Here is a 20,128-nt window from a genome sequence, read left to right as displayed (position 1 = left end):
CTTCTTTATTATATTAAATACTATTATTTTGTTTGTTTTCATTTGAAAAATTATAATCAGAAAATTTTCTAGAAATATTATTTATTTTATCTAACATATCTATCCAATAATCATTTTTCATTACAGCATTCTCTCTAGCTCCATTTTCTAAACCTTTTAATTCATTTTTATCATATTCATTAAACATATTACTAATATCTAATAATAATTCGTTTATTTTATCAAAATCTTTTTTTTCTTTTGCAGTCAATTTATAAGAAGTATGTTTATTATTTACCATAATATTATTTAACATGTTTCTCATATACTCATCTATTCTTGAAAAAACATCATTTTCTAAAACATTGCCTGTATCTATTCTATCTTTATTAATTATTATTGTATCTGAATAAAAGTTATAATCATCCCAAAGCTCTATTAACTTGTTATTTATTCCTGAAAAATTATCATATATACTTAATATTTCATTACCTGAATATGATTTATTATCTAAAATAACATTTATAGCTTCTAAATTTAAATTTACCTTTTCTTTTACTCCTCGCATATACGAATATGTATTTTTTGATGCTTTTTGCTTATAAATATAATGGTTTATACTTAAATAAACATTAGCACTAAGACTTATTAAAAGAACTGCTATAACAATCTTAAAATAATTTAATTTTCCTCTCATAAAAATCCCCCTCACGGAGTAATTGTAACATATTCGTAACATTTTATCTATATTTTATAAACAAGTACTATTTCTATCTTGCATCACTTCTTTATACATTCTAATTCCTTCTGCACCATCAATTTTTTCTTTTTTCTCATAACTAAGCTTCTTTATAACATATGGTCCATCTTCTAAAGATAGCTCATCTTCTCCTGTAAGAACCCAAATTATATTTTTTTTATTTACTTTTACGCTAAGACTTTTTTCTCCTACTCCATCTGTAAAATAAATAATTGGTCTATTAAAAAGTTTATTTTCGGCTATATATTCAAAAACAGGTGAAAAAGCTGTTGAACCTAAAGAATCATATCTATCTTTTATTTCATTTATTGATTTTATATCATAAACTCTTCTAATTTTATTATCACATTCTATTATTTTTACTTTAGCTCTTCTAGTATCAGCTATATTCATAACTTCTACTAATATTTTTCTAAACTCATCTTTTGAAATACTACCACTTATATCAATTGCAACTATTATTTCTGGAATTCTATCTCTCAATCTTCCTCTAAGATCTAATCTTTCACTTTGTCTTCTATCTCTTCTAGTAATAGTTTTTTTATATCCTTTTTCTATAGATGGAATAAGTTTTTTTAATACACTTTGCCATGGAACTTCTGCTTCTCCTCTATTTTTAATAAGCTCTTTTATACTTTCAGGAGCCTGTTCACTTTCTATTCCATTTAAAGTTTTATCTTTTATACTTTCAGATAATTCACTACTTATATCTAAACTTTCCCATACATCATGAGCAGTATTTATATCAAAGCTTCTTTTAGCCTCATCACTTCTAACATCTTTCTTTTCTTTTTTTTCTCTTTTTCTTATTTTTTTATCAATTTCTTTTGCATAATACTCAACTGGCATATCTTCTTTTAATTCTACATTATACTCTTTTTCTGCTCTATCTAATCTCATTGCATCCATTGGTAAATCTTTTATAAATTGATTTATAGCAACATCTAAAGCAACATTTACTGCTTCCTTTGAAAAAGAATTTCTTAACTCTTTTTCTCTTTCATAATGAGAAAACATTATATGATAAATTTCATGCTTAAATAAAGCTCCCATTTCTTTTTTAGTACATTGAAGAAATAAAACTGGATTAAAATACATCACATATTCTCCTTTAAAAGGAATTGTTCCTAAAGGATAAGTTAATGAAAAACTTAATTTTCTTTTTATTTTAAGCATAAAGCTTCCAAAAAAAGAATTTTCACCTTTCATTAAATAAATTACTACATCTGATACAAGATCAAAAAACTCTTTATTGAAAGAAGAATCTTCTCCTTTTTTCTCTTCAAGTATTAAGGCTTTATGATATAAATCCTCTCTTTTTTCGTCAAAACTCATAATTATCACCTCTTATTAGAAATCATAAATTGAGAAGAAAGCATTTAAAAATTCGTCAGTATCTAATAATTCTTCATATATTCCATTTTTAGATTCTCTTTTTATTTCTTTCATTATTCCTAGTCTTAAGTCTCTTGGATAAAGTTCTAAAAGCTTACCAAATATTTTTAATTTTTCTTTTCTGTTTTTATCATCTTCTAAGAAAGTAATTACTTTTTTAATTAATATATAAAGTCTAGAATTAGTTTCTCCCTTTATTCTATCTACTATTTCTCCATTTAAAACTTCATAAGCAAATATATCAGAAACATTTATCATTGGTTTTTTATTTTCTTTTATAAAACTCATAAAATCTAATGCAATTTCAGTTCCAACATTTCCTTTTACTATATTCATAAATACTTCTTCTGTATAAAGGTCTGCATTTTCTCTATAAGCTCTATAAGCTTTAGAAACTCTTTCAAAGCTTCTTGGACTTGGTTTTATATCTCCCTTGACATTTTTACTATTTAAATACTCTGGGAAAGTTGAAATAAATTGAATAACTATATCTTCAATATTATTATTTTTCATTCCCCATTTTATCCATTCTTTAACATCTGCTTCCATATCAAGCCAAACAAATCTATCCTTTTGCGCTAAATCCATTTCTACAACATCATATCCATCTCCACCATAACCATCATTACTAAATGGATTTACTGCTGCAACTATTTTTATTTTATCTCCAATTTCAAAACCATTTATTTCTCTGTTTAAAATTATATTCATAAGCTCTTGTTGAACTGCATGATCACATCTATTAAGTTCATCTATAAAAATTAATACTTTATTACCTTTTCTTTCTTCTTCTGCTGCTAAAGAAAGTTTATTATGAGTTGCATATATAGTTTTTCCTTTTTCTACTGTTGGTAGTCCACCAATTTCTCCTTCTTTTAGAAGGTTTGCATCTATAGTAATAAGTTTAGCATTCATTTCTCTACTTAAATCTCTAACAAGCGCTGTTTTTCCTATTCCACTTTCTCCTACAATAATAGGAACATCTCCTACACTTACAACAAGTTTAACCGCATTTTTTATATCTGAATATTTCATTTTTTTAACCTCTTCCTAACTTTCTATAAAACACAATCTACTATAAATTTCTTTGACTTTCTATCACCATAAGTCTTAACAAATTCTAGCTTATCCATTTCTAACATTTCTAAATCTATATAACTTTTCATATATTCATATGTCATAGTTCCATCTTCAAATTTTTCTTTTAAAACTTCTAAAACTATATCTATATCAACAGAATCATATACATATTTAAAAACATTAATATTAGCACTTAAAAAATCTTTTATCTCATCATAACTATAATTACTCATAAAATTTATAGCTTCTTCACTTTTTGTTATAGCTAAAAGTTTACTTTCTAATGTTGGATTTTTTATATATTTTATAGCTCCCCAATATTTTTCTATGGCTTTCTTTTGTAATTCTTCTTCAGGATTTTCAATATATCTTATAGAATCAAAATCACTTTCTATAGCTAAAATTTTCATTTCATAAGTTGGATTTTCTACATATTGTATAGCCCAACCTTTTACTTCTAAAGCTCTTTTTATTATTTTTTCTGTTGGATTTTTTATATATTTTAAAGAATTCCAAAGTGCTGTAACTGCTAATATCCCAGCTTCCTCAGATAAATTTTCAATATATTCAACTGAAAGTGGATTATTTTTAACAGCTATTATTTGAAGTTCTTCTGTTTTTTCTTTTATATCCTTTATTAATAATCCATTTTTACTTAAATCTTCCCTAGTTATTTCCTTATTCATATCTAAACTCATAATTATTCCACCTTTAAAAATATTAATAAATAATAATTATTATATAATTTAATTTCTTAAATTATATCATTTCTTACTATTTTACTCAAGTTTACAAATAAATTTCCTTAAAAAATAAGCCCTTAAATAGCTAGATTTTTATATTAAGTGATTTTATTTTTCTCTTCTCACTTAATTTTATACTATCTACTTAAGGACCTATATTAGTCTTTATATTTATCTATTTCTTTTTTTATTGAAGATAAAAGATTATTTAACTCCCAAACATCTCCATCATCAATAAGCTTATTTAAAGATTTCTCATATCTACTTGCTTCAGGAATTTTACCTAAAGATATTAAAGTTAATATACTATTCATTATGTTTGATATAATTCCTGATTTAACTTCAAATAGTTTTTGTGCATCTTTTATTTCATCTTTTATTTCTAACATTTCTTCATCTAATATAAATGCTGCATCTGCTGCTGTTTTTAATTTTTGCTTTAATTCTAGTGGTATTTGTTGTTTATATTTATAATTTAATGAATGTTCTATAGTTGCCCAAAAGTTCATTGCAAGTGTTCTTATTTGAAATTCTGCTAATATTTCAACTTGCCCCTCAACAAGATTTACTGGATATTTTATTATCATATGATAACTTCTATATCCACTTTCTTTTACATTTCTAACATAATCCTTTTCATAAAGAATTGTCATATCTTTTCTTGCCCTTAAAAGCTCTACAACTTTATCAATATCATCAACAAATTGACACATAACTCTTATTCCTGCTATATCTTCCATTTCAAACTTTATTCTCTCAACAGGAATACCAAACTTATTTGCTTTTTCTAATATACTTGATGTTTCTTTAACTCTACCTGTTACAAATTCTATTGGTGAATATTCATTTCTTTTTCTATATTCTTTTCTTATACTTCTTAGTTTGACTTTTAGCTCATCTACTGCTTGTTCATAAGGTACTAAAAAACCTTTCCAATTAATTATAGCCATCTTAACCACCTACCAATTTTCTTATATTATTATATCAAAAAATCCCTTACTATGTATAAATTTTTTATATATAAAAGTAGTATATATATTATGGTATAATATGTTTAATATTACTATTTTTGAGAGGTACTTTTATGGATGAAAATTATATTAAAGATCTATTTGATAAAAAAATAATATGCCCTGTATGTAATTCTACCTTTTATCAAAAAGCTGTTAAAGTTAAAAGTCCTAGAATTATTTCTAAAGACTCTGATTTTTTTATAAGATATAAAGCAATTAATCCTTACTTTTATGATGTATGGATTTGTAATTCTTGTGGTTATAGTTCTTTAAAAAGTGAATTTTTTAAATTAAGAGATTTTCAAAAAAATCAAATATTAGAAAAAATAAGCCCAAAATGGTCTAAAAAAAATTATCCTGAAATTTTAAATGTTGATAATGCTATAGAAAGATATAAATTAGCCTTAATAACTTCTAATATAATAAATAAAAGAGCTACTATTTCAGCAATAATAACTTTAAAACTAGCTTGGATGTATAGATTAAAAGAAGATTCAAATTTAGAGAGCTTCTTTCTAGAAAAATCACTTACTTGCTTTTTAGATGCCTTTTATAATGATCCTTTTCCTATCTTTGGTCTACAAAGAGATGGATTAACATACTTAATAGGAGATTTATACAGAAGATTAAATGATAACAAAAATGCTATTTTATGGTTTTCTCAAGTTATTACTAGTATAAATGCTTCGTCTAAAATAAAAGAAATGGCACGTACAGCTAAATATAGTCTTAAAACTTTAGATTAAAATTATTTAAACTATATTTCTAAATATTTTACGTAATATTTGGATAAAATTACAAATTGTGTGATATAATTATTTTATACTATTTATTTAGGAGGGTTTTTATGGGATTGTTTAATAGAAAATCACGCGATTCATCTAAAGTTTCGGATAATAATAATGAAGTAAAAACTATAGAAACAATTGTTGAAAAGCATACTGTTCCACCTGATATGCTTAAAGAGTTAAAAAATTTAAATTCATATGCCGATAATATATCGTCTTCTTTTAATGATATAAACTCATCTTTATCTAATTTAAGTAATTCTAGTGTTTCTCAAAGTAATGAAATAGAAAACGCTGCAACAATTTTAAATAATTTTAAGACATCAATGGAAGGATTAGCTTTTAATGTGTCTAATGCACATGCAAAAGCATTAGATACAGATAAACTTGCAACTGACGGATTAAACTCAATAAATGAATTAGATAATTCTTTAAATGATTTAGAAGAGGCATTTTCAGTTTCTAGTTGTACAGTTGATGCACTAGTTGATAAATTAGAATCCGTTAACTCAATAACTGATTCTATAAGCCAAATTGCAAGTCAAACTAACCTTTTATCACTTAATGCTGCTATTGAAGCTGCTAGAGCAGGTGAAGCAGGAAAAGGTTTTTCAGTAGTTGCTGGTGAAGTTAGAAAGCTTGCCGAAAATTCTAAACAGGCTGTCCAAAGCATTACTGCTATACTTGAAGAAATAAAAGGTGATATTTTAAAAGCTTCTGTTGCTATGAATACAGGTAATAAAGCTGTTGAAACTCAACATAACACAATAGTAGTAGCAAAACAAAATTTTTCTGATATAAAAACATCTATAAGTTCTGCTACAACAGAAATAGATGAATGTATTAAAAATCTTGTGACAGCTTCTGAAAAAACAAATGAAGTATTTAATTCTGTTGAAAAAGCAAATGCCATATCACAAGAAAACACATCTTTAACTGAAGAAATAGCATCTACTATGGATGTACAAGCTACTTCTGTTAATAATTTAAATTCTACAATATCTAAAATAAAATCTATGGCTAATAAATATAATTAAATTCAATAAAAAGTGCCTAAGAAATATTATTTTCTTAGGCACTTTTTATAGTATTTTTATAGGATCAAATTCTAAATAATCTGATGATGTCATTATATATTCAATTCCATCTCTCTCGCCATTTAAAATATTTTTAAGTCCGTATCCATGTATATGTCCGTATATTACCTTTTCTACTCCATACTCTTTAAATATCTTAGTAAATTCCGAATCTTCAAATCTTTCATTAGTTGCAGGATAATGAATCATAACTATAAATTTTTCATATCCTTCTTTTTTTGCTGCATCTAGTGATAATTTAAGTCTTATACATTCTCTTTTATATATTTTTTCATCATGTTCTGTATATTTTTCATTTGGTGCTGTCCATCCTCTTGTTCCACAAATAGCATAATCTTCATATACATAAAAATTATTTTGAAGAAATTTAGTTCTTTTAAATAGATTATTTAATTTTGTAATACTCGCCCACCAATAATCATGATTTCCTTTTGATATTATCTTATTTCCTGGTAAACTATCTATCCACTTTAAATCTGCTTCACTTTCTTCCCATTTCATAGCCCAAGATATATCCCCTGCTATTAAAACTGTATCTTCATCTTTTATTTTTTGTAACCAGTTTTCTTTTATCTTTTGGTCATGTGCCGTCCAATTCTCTCCAAATATATCCATTGGTTTATCTGTATTTAAAGATAAATGCAAATCTGATATTGCATATAATGCCATATTTTAATCACCTTTCTATTTTTTTATCTAAATCTGTTACATATGCAATTACATGGGCTACTGCTTCATATAGTTCTGTTGGAATACTATCTCCTATATCTAAATTACATAATAAATCTGTTAATTCCTTGTTATAAACTATTGGAACTTCATTTTCATCTGCTTTTTTAATTATTTTTTCTGCTATATGCCCCATTCCAGCTGCTGTAACAATAGGTGCACCATTATTTTCTTCATATTTTAACGCTGCTGCCTTTCTTCTCTGCTGCATAAATTCTCCCCCAAAATTCTTTATACCTAATTTTATTATATATTCTCATAATGCTATAAGGCAATATTCTATAATAATAGTATTGTTTTTACTTAAACTATTCTATCTAAGAAATTATGTTCTTTATCAGAAAAGAAATTTCTACAATTTGATATTGTTACTTCTTCTACTTTATTCTCTACAGATATCTTTATATCAAAACTCATACTTTCTAAAGATTTCTTTAAATTTTCTATTCCTTTTTCTAATACTATAACAAAATCATCATTACATTTTAATAAGATATTTAGAGTTCTATTATTTAAATGTATATAACTATCTATTACTCCTATATTATTAGTTTTTATGCTAACTACAACTTTAAAACTATTTTTATCTATTTTTTTATCATCTTTTCTATTATCTTTTATTATAAGCTTACAAGGATATTCTTTTTCACTAATATTCACAGGAATATCTAAATAATAATATTCCTTACTTATTGAATTAAAAAGTTTGAAGTCAGATGAATTCTCTCTTATAAATTGAATTATCTTATCATTTAATTTAGCTTCTCCATCTTCATTTTTTACTAAACTAATTATTCCTTTAATATTATTTAGCTTTAATTTAATATTCTTTTCTATTTCTTTTCCTTTTAAAGCTGAATTTTCAAATATCTTTTCATTAATATCTATTTTTTTGTTTATATTTTTTTCTGATTCTATATTTACTTCTTTTATTATACCTTTTAGAATAGTTTCATATTCTTTTACTGTTAGCTTTATTTCTTTATTTATTATTTTAGATAAAGTTTTTTCAACACTCTCTTTAGATAATATTTCTTTTTCTATAAAATTTCTGTTGTCATTTTTATCTATGACTTTTTCAATAAATTCTTTTTTTAAAACATCTTTTGTAATATTATCTAATTTAATTTCTGAATTGTTTACTTCTTCATTTTCAATTTTTGAGCTAATTATATCTTTAATTATAGTTTCTATATCTTTATTTTCACCATTAACTATTGTTTTTAAAAGACTAAGCATACTCCCCTTTATTTCATTGCTTCCATAAGTATTGTTTAATGGAACATTTTTACTAAAAATTGTTTTTATATTTTTTTCTGTAATTTCATTTATGTCTTTTTCTAAGTCATCTAGTAAGTTTTTATTATTTAACTCAATTTCTTTATTAAGCAAATTCCCTTTTTGAATGAAATTTTTATTATCTTTTGACGTTTCTCTATTAATTTCTGTTTTAAATTCTTCACCTAATTCATTATTCTCTATAATTTCATTTAAATCAGCTATTAACTTATTTATGTTATTTTCTTCTTTAAAAAGCTTATTAAAGCTTTCTATATTTTCTTTGTTTAATTCTATGTTATTTTCTAATAAGAACATTATATCTTCCTTAGATAATTTTTTAAAAACATTTATAAAATCTTTTAATAAACTTTCTATTTTTACACCTTCAATTGAATTTTTATTAATTTCTTTTGAAAATAAAAATTTATCTATGAAATTATCTATTTCCTCTGGATTTTCTCTTATCTCATTATTAAAATTTATAATATCTTTAAATTTAGTTATATTCTCTCTAGTTAAAGGAATATCTCTTTTCATCATCTCTTTAAGTAGTGGTAAATCCTCTTTAAATAATCCCTCACTTTTTATAAATTTGTTTAAAATATTATTTTTGTTTTTAGATTCACCCCCATCACTGTTTTCTTTTATTATTTTCAATTTTAATTTTCCATCTTTTAAATCTTCTACTTTAAACTTAAAAACAGTTTTTTCACTTAAATCTATATATTCATCAATTTCTGCTTTAAATTGCCATCCATCTGCTAATTTTATAGTAACTTCTTTACTTCCTTCTTTTTTAGTTATTTTCCCAGTAAATTTTTCTCCAACACTAAAAGTTAATTTACTTGAAAGTTTTTTATTCGAAACTATATTGCTTCCATTTATATTCCAAATTGCAGGCATTCTATCACCTCATAATCTAAATCTTTATAGGTAATTATCGAAAGCTTTTATTATTTTTTTACATAAAAATAGTCCTTAGAAAAATTTTTCTAAGGACTTTATTTAACTATTTTATTATTAATTTAAAGAATTTTTTCTTTCCTTTTTTAAGCATAGCTGACCCATCTTTAAAGTCATCACTTGTTAATAGTCTTTGTATGTCAGTTACCTTTTCATTATTTAAAGTAACTCCACCTTGTTGTATTAATCTTCTTCCTTCTGACTTTGAAGGGAATATTTTAACACTTACTAATGCATCTAAAAGTGTTCCTTCAAGCATATCAGCTGATAATTCTTCTGTAGGAACATTTGACATATCTGCTCCACCTGCAAATAAAGCTTTTGATGCTTCTTCTGCTTTTTTAGCTTCTTCTTCACCATGTACAAGTTTAGTTACTTCAAAAGCTAATACTTTTTTAGCTTCATTCATAGCTGAACCTTCTACAGCACAAAGTTTTTTAACTTCATCCATTGGAACAAATGTTAATAATGATAAACATTTATATACGTCTGCATCAGCAACATTTCTCCAATATTGATAGAAATCAAATGGTGATACTCTTTCAGGATCAAGCCATAATGCTCCTCCTACTGTTTTACCCATTTTTTCACCTTGGCTGTTTGTAAGTAATGAACAAGTCATTGCAAATACATTTTCCTGTGATTTTTTTCTAACTAGGTTAACACCAGCAATCATATTTGACCATTGGTCATCTCCACCTAATTCCATTTTACATCCATATTTTTTGTTTAAAACATAGAAATCATATCCTTGCATTAGCATATAGTTAAATTCTAAGAATGATAAACCGTTATCAGTAGCTAGTCTCTTTTTAAAGCATTCTGCTGATAACATCTTATTAACTGTAAAATGTGAACCTACTTCTCTTAAGAAATCAATATAGTTTAAATCTAATAACCAATCAGCGTTATTAACTATTAAAGCTTTATCATCAGAGAAATCTATAAATCTTGACATTTGCTTTTTAATTGAATCAACATTATGTTGTATTTGTTCTTTTGTAAGCATTTTTCTCATGTCAGTTTTTCCACTTGGATCACCAACCATAGCAGTTCCTCCACCTAATAATGCTATAGGTCTATGTCCTGCTTTTTGCATATGTGCCATAAACATCATTGCAATAAAATGCCCAACGTGTAAGCTATCAGCTGTTGGATCAAACCCTATATAGAATGTTATTTTTTCTTTTTCTAATAATTCTCTTGTTTCTTTTTCGTGAGTAAATTGTTTTATATATCCACGTTCTAGTAACTCATCTAATACATTAGTCATCTTTCTTCCTCCTGCCTCAGCCCTTAAAAGGCATAAATATAGTATATAACCATGCTTTCCATTTTGCAATATTATAAGATTTTAAAAAAACAAAAGCCAATTAAAAAAACATGTTTTCTAACTGGCTTATAAAATTTAATATTATTCTTTATTTAAACAAATTCCTCCATAAATTCAGGGATTTCAGTCATCTTTTCACTATTTATATTTATAAACATATCAATGTTATATTTATTACATATTTTTGATAATTTTAAAAATAAATCTTTAGTTTCATATAATGAACAATTAAGCACACTTAAAAGTCCATCTATATATATGTGCTCAATATCATAGTCACTAGAAATTATACCACATAAAAATCCATAAAAACATTTACATCCTTTTATGTGAAAATCCTCAGTAGACACAAATCTAATATTCCTATCTACAAATCTTGCATTGGTATGATCATCATCAATAAACACCATATTTCCTTTAGCTTCTTTTACACACATATTAGCTTTTTCTATAAGTTTTTTTGTCTTCCCAGAACCCCTTTCATTGCAAAAAATTTGAATCATAATCTTCAACCCCTATAAATTCTTTTATATATTTATATTCATATCCAATTTTTTTATGTTCTAATTTATTTATAAAAATATAAAAAACTAATACCTTATTTTTTTATAAGATATTAGTTTCTTTAATAAATTCTTCTTCACAAACCACTCTATTTTTTCCATTATGCTTTGCTTTATATAAAAGCATATCTGCTTTATTTATTATATCTAATAATGTTCTATTTTCATTAGAAGAAAATGCTAAACCTAAACTTGCTGTTGCATTAGATTTTATATCTCCTAATATAATTTCTTTATCTTGAATTTCTTTTCTCATAGTTTCAACTTGATTATAAACTTCTTCTTTATTTTTAAATCCATATACAAATAATATTAACTCTTCTCCACCATATCGAGCAAATATAGAAGTTTTCAAAGCATTTTTAATAACTACTCTACCAACAACTTTTAATACTTCATCACCATATTGATGTCCAAAAGTATCATTTATCTTTTTAAAATTGTCTAAATCTAACATTACTATTGCATAATCAATATCTTTTTCTTTTTCTAATAATTTTTCTACCTTTTTAAAAAAGTACTTTCTATTATATATTCCCATTAAAGGATCTTTTTTTGCCATATTACTAAGTTCCATATACAAGATAGAATTTTCAAGTGCTATAGCAATTTGATTAGAAATTGATCTTAAAAATATTCTATTTTCCTCAGTTAGATTTATTGTATGATCTACTATTATATATCCTATAAACTTATCCCTTAATTTTATTGGCATTCCCATTGATGATTTTATTTTAGTTTTACAGCTGGGGCAAATTTTTAAATAAGTATTTGAATTGAAAATATATTCTCTTCCCTCTTCAAAATGTTTTCTTTCCTCTTCTGTTAATTCCATTTTACAAGCTTCTGGACTACTAGCTCTAATTTCTAATTTTCCAAGCTTCATTGTATATATAGATGAATGTTTTACACCTAAAACTCCAATTATCATATCATTTATCATTGATACCAAGTTTTTATCTCTTATATAAGAATTTATGTACTGACTTATCTGTACTATATTAGATAAAACATCCATGTCTTTTTCTAATTTTATATTCCTATTGATTACTTGTTGAATTTTTTTTTCTGTATAATTTTGATAGATTTCATATTCATTTTTCAAATTATTATACAGCTCTCTATAATAATCCATAGCTAAAAAAAACCACCACCTAAAATAAAGTTCATCAATTTATTTGATATATTTAAATGATACTATTTTTAACATTTAATTTCAATAAGATTTACAACTAGAAATAACTGTTCTTAGTATTACTAGTTCCTTCTACATCCAAGTTCACTTTTATATCTACATCTAAGATACTTAATATGTCTTCCTTAACTAAACCTGGATATTTTATTTCTAACATTCTTTCTACGCCAAGAATGTCAATATTTTTTTTATTATATTTATCAAAGAATGCTTGTAAATATTCTTTTATTCTTACTTCTGTTGTATCCTCTATAATCTGTAAGGATTGTTTATCAACTATAAACCTTCCTTGTGATTCTGCTAAAGTAACCTTCATATTTACATCCTTAGTTAATAAAACTCTATCACCATTATATTCTATTTTGGTTTTAGTTTTATTTTTTAATATTTCAAAAGTTATAAATCCTTCTTCCATTTGCGGATTAACTATTTCTAAAGTACCTGTTTTAACTTTATCTTCTAAAATGTTAAATGTTAAGCCATCCATAATGTCAATTTTCTCTTGCATAACATTATTTCTCATTATTACTCCACCACTTAATTCTATTCTCTCATCAATTACATCTTTTCTTAACTCTAATGCTCCAATAAGAGCACTATTAGCTCCAATTTCACTTGCAGTCATATATTCATTTATATTTACAATTATTGCTCTTGAATTTGCTTTATTTTTCTTAACAAGATCATTTATGAAAAGTCCCATATACTCTTCATCACTAGCTGCTACTTTTAATAATCTTTCTACATCTCCAAAATAAGCAAAGATATAAGGCTTAACTAAAAATTCTTGGTCATTATTTATAATACCTAAAAATTTATCTATTCCTTCTTTAACAGCTTTTTCTGTAAATATAAAAGCTTTATTCTGTGTAACATTTATTTTATAACTTGATGCCATATTTACATCTCTTAATGCTTCTAAAACTGTTTTTCCTGTACCTTTATATAGTATTCTTTTTCCATTATCAGAACTTTCATTATTATCTCTATATGGTCTAACACAATCCATATAAATTACTACATTTCCTATAGGATCTAAATCAAATACCATACTAGTAACAAAAGTAACATTATTTATATCTCTATAATTATAACAGCCTGCTAACATAAGAAGTATAGCAATTAAAAGTATACCAACTTTAATCAATTTTCTTATCTTCATCTTTCTCACCTTTCCCAATTATCTCTTTAGAAATTCTATCCAATTTTCCTCTAAAAAAAACATCTTTAAATCTAAATCTTTCAGAACTTCCTATTGGAAATAAATAAGGGTATCCTCCTGTTTCTAAATCTGCAATATTTGCTAAGAAAACCATTGAAAATACGAATAAACCTGGTAAGCCAAAGAATCCTCCAACAATTACAAAAACAAATGACCATATGGTTAATGCACCATACATTTTAGGAACTAGGAAATAACTTAGCATACTTAAAGCTATTATCACAATTGTAATTCTTGATGCTATCCCTGCTCCAACTGCTGCTTCTCCTAATATAAGTGCTGCAACTATACTCATTGCATTTCCTATAGGTTGAGGGAGCCTTAATCCTGCTTCTTTCACCAATTGGAAGGATACCATCATTACGAGCACTTCTAATACTGTTGGTAATGGTACTCCAGCTCTAGATACTGCTAACCTAAATACAAATAATGGAGGTATTAAAGAAAAATGATATGTAATTATTGCTACATACATACCTGGAATAAATGTTGCAAAAAAGAAAGCAAACCATCTTATTACTCTTGTAAAATTTGCAAATGTTTTATTTGTATAATAATCATCTGGCATTTGGAAATTTTCTAAGAAAAAGTATGGTATTGTTATAACAAATGGAGTTCCATCAACAAGTACTGCAATTCTTCCTTCCATCATTTTTGCCGCAACTTCATCTGGTTTTTCAGTATATCCTACTGTATCAAAAACTGAATTTTTTGTCTTAAATTTACTTTCAACAAAGTTTGTATCTAATAAGAAATCTATTTTTAATGATTTTATTGTGTTTCTTGCATATTCTACTAAAGATTCTGGTGCTACTCCTTTTATGTATGCTAAACAAACTACTGTTTGACTTTTTTCTCCTACATATGTAGGCTCAAATTTTAGATCTGGATTTTTCATTTTTCTTCTTAATAAAGATATATTATCAACAAAAACCTCATTAAATCCTTCTCTTGGACCTTTTACTACTGCTTCTGTAACTGGTATAGAAATACTTCTTCTAACAAATCCTTTTGCTTCACAATATATTAATTCTTCATATCCTTCAATAACAATCACTACATCTCCAGATACGATATGTAATAATGCATCTTCTATGTCTGTTTTATCTTTAACGTAATTTGTTATGTTTATATCTAAAACATTTTTAATTATGTCATCCATATTTCTGCATTTATACTTTTTTTCTTTTAATGGAAAAACAATATATTGACTTATAAACTGTGTACTACATAAATTATCTACAAACACTAAAGTTGCTTTTCCTAAGGAAGTTTCCACTTCTCTATATTTAACATCAAAACTCCCCTCTAAAACATTCTTAATTTTCATTAAATTATTATTCATTCTACATCACCTAAAAATATTATTCCTAAATAAATGTTTAATATTCATTATTTTGTAAATACTAACTTTAAATTCATTTTTTATATAAAAGGGAGAGTTTTTAAATGTACAAAATAAATTCAAAACATTTGATATTTTTTATTTTTTCGGTTACTGCCATAAGTGCCAGAACTTATGCTTCAATTTTTATAGGAGTTAATGGAAGAGATACTTGGATCTCTGCATTAGTAGCAACCTTTCTTTTATTAGGATTTATTTTTCTAATAATGTTTATATCTTTAAAAACTAAGACTTTAACATTAGAGAAAGTTTTTTATAATACTTATCCTAAATTGCTTGGAAATATTTTTTTATTTCTATTTTGTGTAGGACTATTTTTAACTTCATTAGAAGCTGCTACAGTGGAGTCTAGTGCAATTCATACAACAATATTTATAGAAACTCCAATATGGTATTGCTTAGCATTTTTTATAATTCCTGCTGCATATGTAGCTAGTAAAAATTTTAGAACAATAACTATAGTTGTAATTGTAACTATAACTATTATTTTTGTATCTAATTTATTTTTAATGGCATTGCTTTATCAATATAAAAACTTCCAATATCTTTTGCCTATTTTATTTAATGGACTTTCAAAGGAAAACATTTTTGCAACACTTATGCTGCTAGGTTCTTTCTCTTCCATAGCTATAATATTTCCTTTTTTAAGATATGTACGTGATAAAGAAAATTTAATAAAAAATAGCTTATTAGGTACTTTTATTATTTGTATATTAGTTACATTTGTTTTTGTACTTTTAATTGGAACTTTTGGTCCACTTAGGGCATCTAATATATATTATCCAGAATTTTATCAAGCTCAAAGATTAGACATTGAAGATTTTCTTGAGTTTGGTGATTTCTTTTTCTTACTTAGAACTGTTTGTAATTTATTTTTAAAATATGTCTTATCATTAACAGGAATAATAACCTTATTAAGAAATAAAATTAAAAGAAAAAAAGTTTTTATCACTATATATACAATAATAATTGCTGTATTATCCTATTTTATCGGTTCTAGTCAATTTGTTATGTTTAATTTACTTAGACCTTTGCAATTTATACTTTTAGTGGTATTTTTCGTTATTCCACTAATAACTTATGTAATTTATTTCTTTAAATATAAAAGAATGAAAATGTAAGGTGAAAATATACGTTTTCTTTTTATTTGAAAAGAATATAAAAACCTGATTTTACTGTATTATTTCAAATTGACATTGGGTTTACAGGAACATATAATTTATATTATAAATACCTAGTAAGGAGTGAAATTATGGAAAATTCAGAAGCTAAAAAAGTTATTTTTAGTGGTATTCAACCTTCAGGAAACATAACTCTTGGGAATTACTTAGGTGCTATAAAAAGCTGGGTTAAATTACAAGAAGATTATGACTGTTATTTTTGCGTAGTTGATTTACATGCTATAACAGTTCCTCAAAAACCAAAAGATCTTAGAAGCAAAACTTTAGAACTTCTTTCAATATATTTAGCAGCTGGTATAGATCCAGAAAAGAATACTCTTTTCATTCAGTCACATGTACCTGCTCATGCTGAGTGTGGTTGGCTTTTAACTTGTAATTCTTATGTTGGTGAACTTTCAAGAATGACACAATATAAAGACAAATCAAAAAGATTTGGCGATTCAATAGGTGCTGGACTTTTTATGTATCCAGTATTAATGGCAGCAGATATTCTTTTATATCAAACTGATCTTGTTCCTGTTGGAAAAGACCAAACTCAACATTTAGAATTAGCTCGTGATTTAGCAAATAGATTTAATAATGCTTATAGTGAGACATTTAAAATTCCAACTGGATATATTCCTAAAGAGGGTGCTAAAATAATGAGCCTTCAAGAACCAACTAAAAAAATGTCTAAATCAGATGAAAATGTTAACTCTTTCATATTAGTTATGGATCCTCCAGAAGTTATAAGAAAGAAAATTTCTAGAGCTGTAACTGACAGTGTTGGTGTTGTAAATTATACCGAAGAACAACCTGGAGTTAAAAATCTTATAGATATATTAGCTACAATAAAAGGTGAAAATCCACTTGATATTGTAAAGAACTATGAAAATCTTGGATATGCGGAATTAAAGAAAGATGTTGCAGATGCAATAATTGAAGAATTAGCTCCAATTCAAGCAAGAGCTCTTGAATTACAAAAAGATAAGAAAACTCTTGAAGAAATTTATAGAAATGGTGCTCAAAAAGCTTCTTATATAGCAAATAAAACTTTAAGAAAAGTTCAAAAGAAAATTGGATTTATACCAAGATAAAAAGAGGACATTAAATGTCCTCTTTTTTTTATTATAATTATTCTTGTTTATTTTCATTCGGATTGCTTGACTCTGTATTAGTTGGTGGAGTTGTTGGTTCTTCTTTATCTACATTTTCTGATGGTGGCTTAGTATTTGAATTCTCTTCTTGAATTGGTGGAGTTTCAGTTGGTTTATCTGAATTTGGTTTATTTGGTTTTGTTACATTATCACTTGGCTTTATTACATTATCATTTGGTTTTGTTACATTACCATTTGGTTTCGTATTAGTAGATGGTCTATTTGTTGAATTATTAGAGCTATTAGAATTATATGTATTACTATTAACTCCATTAACATTACTTGTTCCTACACTACTATTATTGCTTGTTACATTTAAATTATTATTTGTAGATTCTATAATAGCCTTTTTTTCTTCAAGCTTTATCTTTTCCTTTTCTTTTATATCTATATATCCTTTATAATTTCTAAGTTGTTCTTCATTTCTATAAGAAATCTTTATTTTCTTTTCTTCTTCTGTTAATATCTCAATAGCATTTTTATCTATTATCTCCTCTAAAGTTACAGTTTTAAATTCTGCTTTTTCTATTTTTAAATCTTCTTCACTTATTTTCCCTAATAACTCTTCATATTCCTCTTTACTTAATTTAGTCTTTCCATCTATAATTTTAAACCCTTTATAAAATTCATTTTTTTCTTCTTGTGTTAATTCTAAAGATTTTAAAAATATATTATTTATGAAATTTTTATCATATTTAATGTATTTAGATACAATATCAACATCCACTTCTATATAACTAAAATCATCTATCTCAAAATTTTTCTGTAGCATACTTTTTTCAAATTTCTTTTCACTTGTATATAATCTTTCTAATTTTATAAGTTCTTCTTTATTTTCTACTAAAAATTCTTTTGGATAATTATCTCCTGTTATTTTATTATTATTTTTATCTATATTTAAAAAGCGTAGTCCTTCTAATTTTTTATCTTTTATAAATGCTAATAATAAATTATCTTTTTTCTCTTCTGGTTCCTCTTTCTCTACTGCTAAAGGCTTATATTCATCACCTTTTTTTAAGCCTTTAAAAATAATCCCTCCACCTATTAATAAGATAGATAATAGTACTGAAATTCCTATGTATATATTTCCCATATCTCTTTTTTTCTTTCTCATTATATCCACCCCTTTTAATACATATTTTACCATATGATTATTTTCTTTTAAATCTTTTTTTTACAAATTAATACAAAAAAGACTATCAAAACTGATAGTCTTTTTATATTAATTTTCATAAATAAATTTCTTTAAATCATTTTTAGTTTCTTGAATATCAAATACTGTGTAATAGACTCCTTTAATATTCTTTCCTTGATATTTACCATCTTCAGGTAGTCTATATTGAACCATATCAGTATTTAATAAACTCATATTACTAGTACCTAATCCTAGTATTTCTGTTGAAGAATAATTAGTTTCAACATATGGCAATAAATCTGTAATTATACTTGGAATTTTAGAAGCTGGTACTTCTTTAATTTTTTTAAATACTGCTTCTAATACAGTTCTGTGTCTCTCAGTTCTTCTTTGATCTCCGCCATCATATCTTATTCTACAATAAGCCATTGCTTGCTCACCATCTAAAGTATGAACTCCAGTTCCATTTACAGGAGTTGATTTATTCCCTAAATGCTGATTTAAATATTTTAAATCTCCATTAGTTAAATTTATATCTACTCCACCAATTTTGTCTATTATTATTGGTAATGATGTAAAGTTAACAGTTAAAAAATTCTCTATATTTAATCCAAAATTAGTATTTAAAGTTTTTATAGCAAGTTGTGGTCCTCCAAAAGCATAAGCATGATTTATTTTATCCATACCTCTTCCTGGTATATTTACATATGAATCTCTCATAATAGAAGTTAATTTAATTTTCTTATGTTCTTTATCAAGACTTAAAATCATTATACTATCTGACCTACCTGTTTGACCTTTAGGTGCATCTACACCAAAAAGAGCTATATTAGTTATGTCTTTACCTGTTTCTTCTTTTACAATTCCTAGATCATCTTTATTTATTTCAGTTTTTTCTATTTTTCCTAAAACATTATAAACATAAAAAACTCCTACTCCAACTAAAAGCACTATAACTGCAATAAGACTAATCAAAATTCTTTTTAGTATTTTTGTAGAATCTTTTTTCTTTTTTTTACCCATTTCAATCCCCCTTAAAAAATATCCACTACTAAATTATATATCATTCATCATTTTTTTACAAAATTAATTTTATTTTCATATTACTTGTTTATTTTCAAAAAAAAGAT

Annotated in this window: 19 protein-coding genes; 4 read left to right on the top strand and 15 right to left on the bottom strand. The window is 25.3% G+C overall.

The window, feature by feature from the left end; translation table 11 throughout:
* Positions 1–13: 13 nt before the first annotated feature.
* The 5 genes from CLTHE_RS01405 to yjbM all read right to left on the bottom strand — a co-directional run bounded on the left by CLTHE_RS01405 (position 14) and on the right by yjbM (position 4,907).
* Positions 14–676 carry a hypothetical protein gene (locus CLTHE_RS01405; RefSeq protein WP_080021663.1) on the bottom strand — a complete coding sequence of 221 codons (663 nt, stop codon included), beginning with the start codon at positions 674–676 and terminating at the stop codon, positions 14–16.
* A gap of 54 nt (positions 677–730) precedes the next feature.
* Entirely contained in the window at positions 731–2,074 is a 1,344-nt protein-coding gene (locus CLTHE_RS01400) for a vWA domain-containing protein (protein ID WP_080021662.1), read from the bottom strand.
* Between the two features lie 15 nt (positions 2,075–2,089).
* Positions 2,090–3,169: an AAA family ATPase gene (locus tag CLTHE_RS01395; protein WP_080021661.1), complete on the bottom strand. Its 1,080-nt coding sequence runs from the start codon at positions 3,167–3,169 to the stop codon at positions 2,090–2,092.
* A gap of 23 nt (positions 3,170–3,192) precedes the next feature.
* Positions 3,193–3,912 (bottom strand): hypothetical protein, encoded by a 720-nt coding sequence (locus tag CLTHE_RS01390; RefSeq protein ID WP_080021660.1) that lies wholly within the window; start codon positions 3,910–3,912, stop codon positions 3,193–3,195.
* A gap of 203 nt (positions 3,913–4,115) precedes the next feature.
* The gene (gene yjbM / locus CLTHE_RS01385) at positions 4,116–4,907 is read right to left on the bottom strand and encodes a GTP diphosphokinase (RefSeq protein ID WP_080021659.1); all 792 of its coding nucleotides are present in this window, start codon (positions 4,905–4,907) and stop codon (positions 4,116–4,118) included.
* Positions 4,908–5,041: 134 nt separating this feature from the next.
* Between yjbM and CLTHE_RS01380 the strand changes: the two genes are divergently transcribed.
* Positions 5,042–5,716, top strand: a complete 675-nt coding sequence (locus CLTHE_RS01380; RefSeq protein WP_080021658.1) for a DUF2225 domain-containing protein — start codon at positions 5,042–5,044, stop codon at positions 5,714–5,716.
* A 101-nt stretch (positions 5,717–5,817) separates the two neighbouring features.
* Positions 5,818–6,795 (top strand): methyl-accepting chemotaxis protein, encoded by a 978-nt coding sequence (locus CLTHE_RS01375; protein WP_080021657.1) that lies wholly within the window; start codon positions 5,818–5,820, stop codon positions 6,793–6,795.
* A gap of 45 nt (positions 6,796–6,840) precedes the next feature.
* Here CLTHE_RS01375 and CLTHE_RS01370 read toward each other — a convergent pair whose 3' ends face one another.
* The 8 genes from CLTHE_RS01370 to CLTHE_RS01335 form a co-directional block, all read right to left on the bottom strand.
* A complete protein-coding gene (locus CLTHE_RS01370) occupies positions 6,841–7,524 on the bottom strand; it encodes a metallophosphoesterase (protein WP_080021656.1) in 684 nt (227 codons plus the stop codon).
* A 7-nt stretch (positions 7,525–7,531) separates the two neighbouring features.
* On the bottom strand, positions 7,532–7,795 hold the full coding sequence (locus tag CLTHE_RS01365) for an EscU/YscU/HrcU family type III secretion system export apparatus switch protein (RefSeq protein WP_080021655.1): 264 nt from the start codon (positions 7,793–7,795) through the stop codon (positions 7,532–7,534).
* Positions 7,796–7,887: 92 nt separating this feature from the next.
* Positions 7,888–9,768 (bottom strand): hypothetical protein, encoded by a 1,881-nt coding sequence (locus tag CLTHE_RS01360; RefSeq protein WP_080021654.1) that lies wholly within the window; start codon positions 9,766–9,768, stop codon positions 7,888–7,890.
* Between the two features lie 106 nt (positions 9,769–9,874).
* Complete coding sequence (tyrS, locus tag CLTHE_RS01355) at positions 9,875–11,101, bottom strand: tyrosine--tRNA ligase (protein ID WP_080021653.1); 1,227 nt, start codon at positions 11,099–11,101, stop codon at positions 9,875–9,877.
* 152 nt (positions 11,102–11,253) lie between these two features.
* A complete protein-coding gene (locus CLTHE_RS01350) occupies positions 11,254–11,664 on the bottom strand; it encodes a hypothetical protein (protein WP_080021652.1) in 411 nt (136 codons plus the stop codon).
* A gap of 103 nt (positions 11,665–11,767) precedes the next feature.
* Positions 11,768–12,859, bottom strand: a complete 1,092-nt coding sequence (locus CLTHE_RS01345) for a sensor domain-containing diguanylate cyclase (RefSeq protein WP_080021651.1) — start codon at positions 12,857–12,859, stop codon at positions 11,768–11,770.
* A 97-nt stretch (positions 12,860–12,956) separates the two neighbouring features.
* Positions 12,957–14,081, bottom strand: coding sequence for a Ger(x)C family spore germination protein (locus tag CLTHE_RS01340; protein WP_080021650.1), 1,125 nt, complete (start codon positions 14,079–14,081; stop codon positions 12,957–12,959).
* A complete protein-coding gene (locus CLTHE_RS01335; protein WP_080021649.1) occupies positions 14,059–15,486 on the bottom strand; it encodes a spore germination protein in 1,428 nt (475 codons plus the stop codon). The genes CLTHE_RS01340 and CLTHE_RS01335 overlap by 23 nt, the downstream gene beginning before the upstream one ends.
* 104 nt (positions 15,487–15,590) lie before the next feature.
* Here CLTHE_RS01335 and CLTHE_RS01330 point away from each other — a divergent pair, with 104 nt between their 5' ends.
* Complete coding sequence (locus tag CLTHE_RS01330; RefSeq protein WP_080021648.1) at positions 15,591–16,667, top strand: GerAB/ArcD/ProY family transporter; 1,077 nt, start codon at positions 15,591–15,593, stop codon at positions 16,665–16,667.
* A gap of 131 nt (positions 16,668–16,798) precedes the next feature.
* Positions 16,799–17,803, top strand: a complete 1,005-nt coding sequence (gene trpS / locus CLTHE_RS01325; protein WP_080021647.1) for a tryptophan--tRNA ligase — start codon at positions 16,799–16,801, stop codon at positions 17,801–17,803.
* A gap of 37 nt (positions 17,804–17,840) precedes the next feature.
* Here the strand turns inward: trpS and CLTHE_RS01320 are convergent, their stop codons facing one another.
* Positions 17,841–18,977: a hypothetical protein gene (locus CLTHE_RS01320; protein ID WP_080021646.1), complete on the bottom strand. Its 1,137-nt coding sequence runs from the start codon at positions 18,975–18,977 to the stop codon at positions 17,841–17,843.
* 108 nt (positions 18,978–19,085) lie between these two features.
* Positions 19,086–20,021, bottom strand: a complete 936-nt coding sequence (locus CLTHE_RS01315) for an LCP family protein (RefSeq protein WP_080021645.1) — start codon at positions 20,019–20,021, stop codon at positions 19,086–19,088.
* Positions 20,022–20,128: the final 107 nt, after the last annotated feature.

It is taken from the genome of Clostridium thermobutyricum DSM 4928 (genome assembly GCF_002050515.1).
Classification (GTDB): Bacteria; Bacillota; Clostridia; order Clostridiales; family Clostridiaceae; genus Clostridium; species Clostridium thermobutyricum.
The sequence above is the reverse complement of the archived record's forward strand: the minus strand, read 5'-3'. Positions and strand labels throughout refer to the sequence as shown.

Coding starts and splice junctions, on each gene's coding strand:
- CLTHE_RS01405 (WP_080021663.1), bottom strand. CDS start 676: ATGAGAGGAAAATTAAATTATTTTAAGATTGTTATAGCAGTTCTTTTA.
- CLTHE_RS01400 (WP_080021662.1), bottom strand. CDS start 2,074: ATGAGTTTTGACGAAAAAAGAGAGGATTTATATCATAAAGCCTTAATA.
- CLTHE_RS01395 (WP_080021661.1), bottom strand. CDS start 3,169: ATGAAATATTCAGATATAAAAAATGCGGTTAAACTTGTTGTAAGTGTA.
- CLTHE_RS01390 (WP_080021660.1), bottom strand. CDS start 3,912: ATGAGTTTAGATATGAATAAGGAAATAACTAGGGAAGATTTAAGTAAA.
- yjbM (WP_080021659.1), bottom strand. CDS start 4,907: ATGGCTATAATTAATTGGAAAGGTTTTTTAGTACCTTATGAACAAGCA.
- CLTHE_RS01380 (WP_080021658.1), top strand. CDS start 5,042: ATGGATGAAAATTATATTAAAGATCTATTTGATAAAAAAATAATATGC.
- CLTHE_RS01375 (WP_080021657.1), top strand. CDS start 5,818: ATGGGATTGTTTAATAGAAAATCACGCGATTCATCTAAAGTTTCGGAT.
- CLTHE_RS01370 (WP_080021656.1), bottom strand. CDS start 7,524: ATGGCATTATATGCAATATCAGATTTGCATTTATCTTTAAATACAGAT.
- CLTHE_RS01365 (WP_080021655.1), bottom strand. CDS start 7,795: ATGCAGCAGAGAAGAAAGGCAGCAGCGTTAAAATATGAAGAAAATAAT.
- CLTHE_RS01360 (WP_080021654.1), bottom strand. CDS start 9,768: ATGCCTGCAATTTGGAATATAAATGGAAGCAATATAGTTTCGAATAAA.
- tyrS (WP_080021653.1), bottom strand. CDS start 11,101: ATGACTAATGTATTAGATGAGTTACTAGAACGTGGATATATAAAACAA.
- CLTHE_RS01350 (WP_080021652.1), bottom strand. CDS start 11,664: ATGATTCAAATTTTTTGCAATGAAAGGGGTTCTGGGAAGACAAAAAAA.
- CLTHE_RS01345 (WP_080021651.1), bottom strand. CDS start 12,859: ATGGATTATTATAGAGAGCTGTATAATAATTTGAAAAATGAATATGAA.
- CLTHE_RS01340 (WP_080021650.1), bottom strand. CDS start 14,081: ATGAAGATAAGAAAATTGATTAAAGTTGGTATACTTTTAATTGCTATA.
- CLTHE_RS01335 (WP_080021649.1), bottom strand. CDS start 15,486: ATGAATAATAATTTAATGAAAATTAAGAATGTTTTAGAGGGGAGTTTT.
- CLTHE_RS01330 (WP_080021648.1), top strand. CDS start 15,591: ATGTACAAAATAAATTCAAAACATTTGATATTTTTTATTTTTTCGGTT.
- trpS (WP_080021647.1), top strand. CDS start 16,799: ATGGAAAATTCAGAAGCTAAAAAAGTTATTTTTAGTGGTATTCAACCT.
- CLTHE_RS01320 (WP_080021646.1), bottom strand. CDS start 18,977: ATGAGAAAGAAAAAAAGAGATATGGGAAATATATACATAGGAATTTCA.
- CLTHE_RS01315 (WP_080021645.1), bottom strand. CDS start 20,021: ATGGGTAAAAAAAAGAAAAAAGATTCTACAAAAATACTAAAAAGAATT.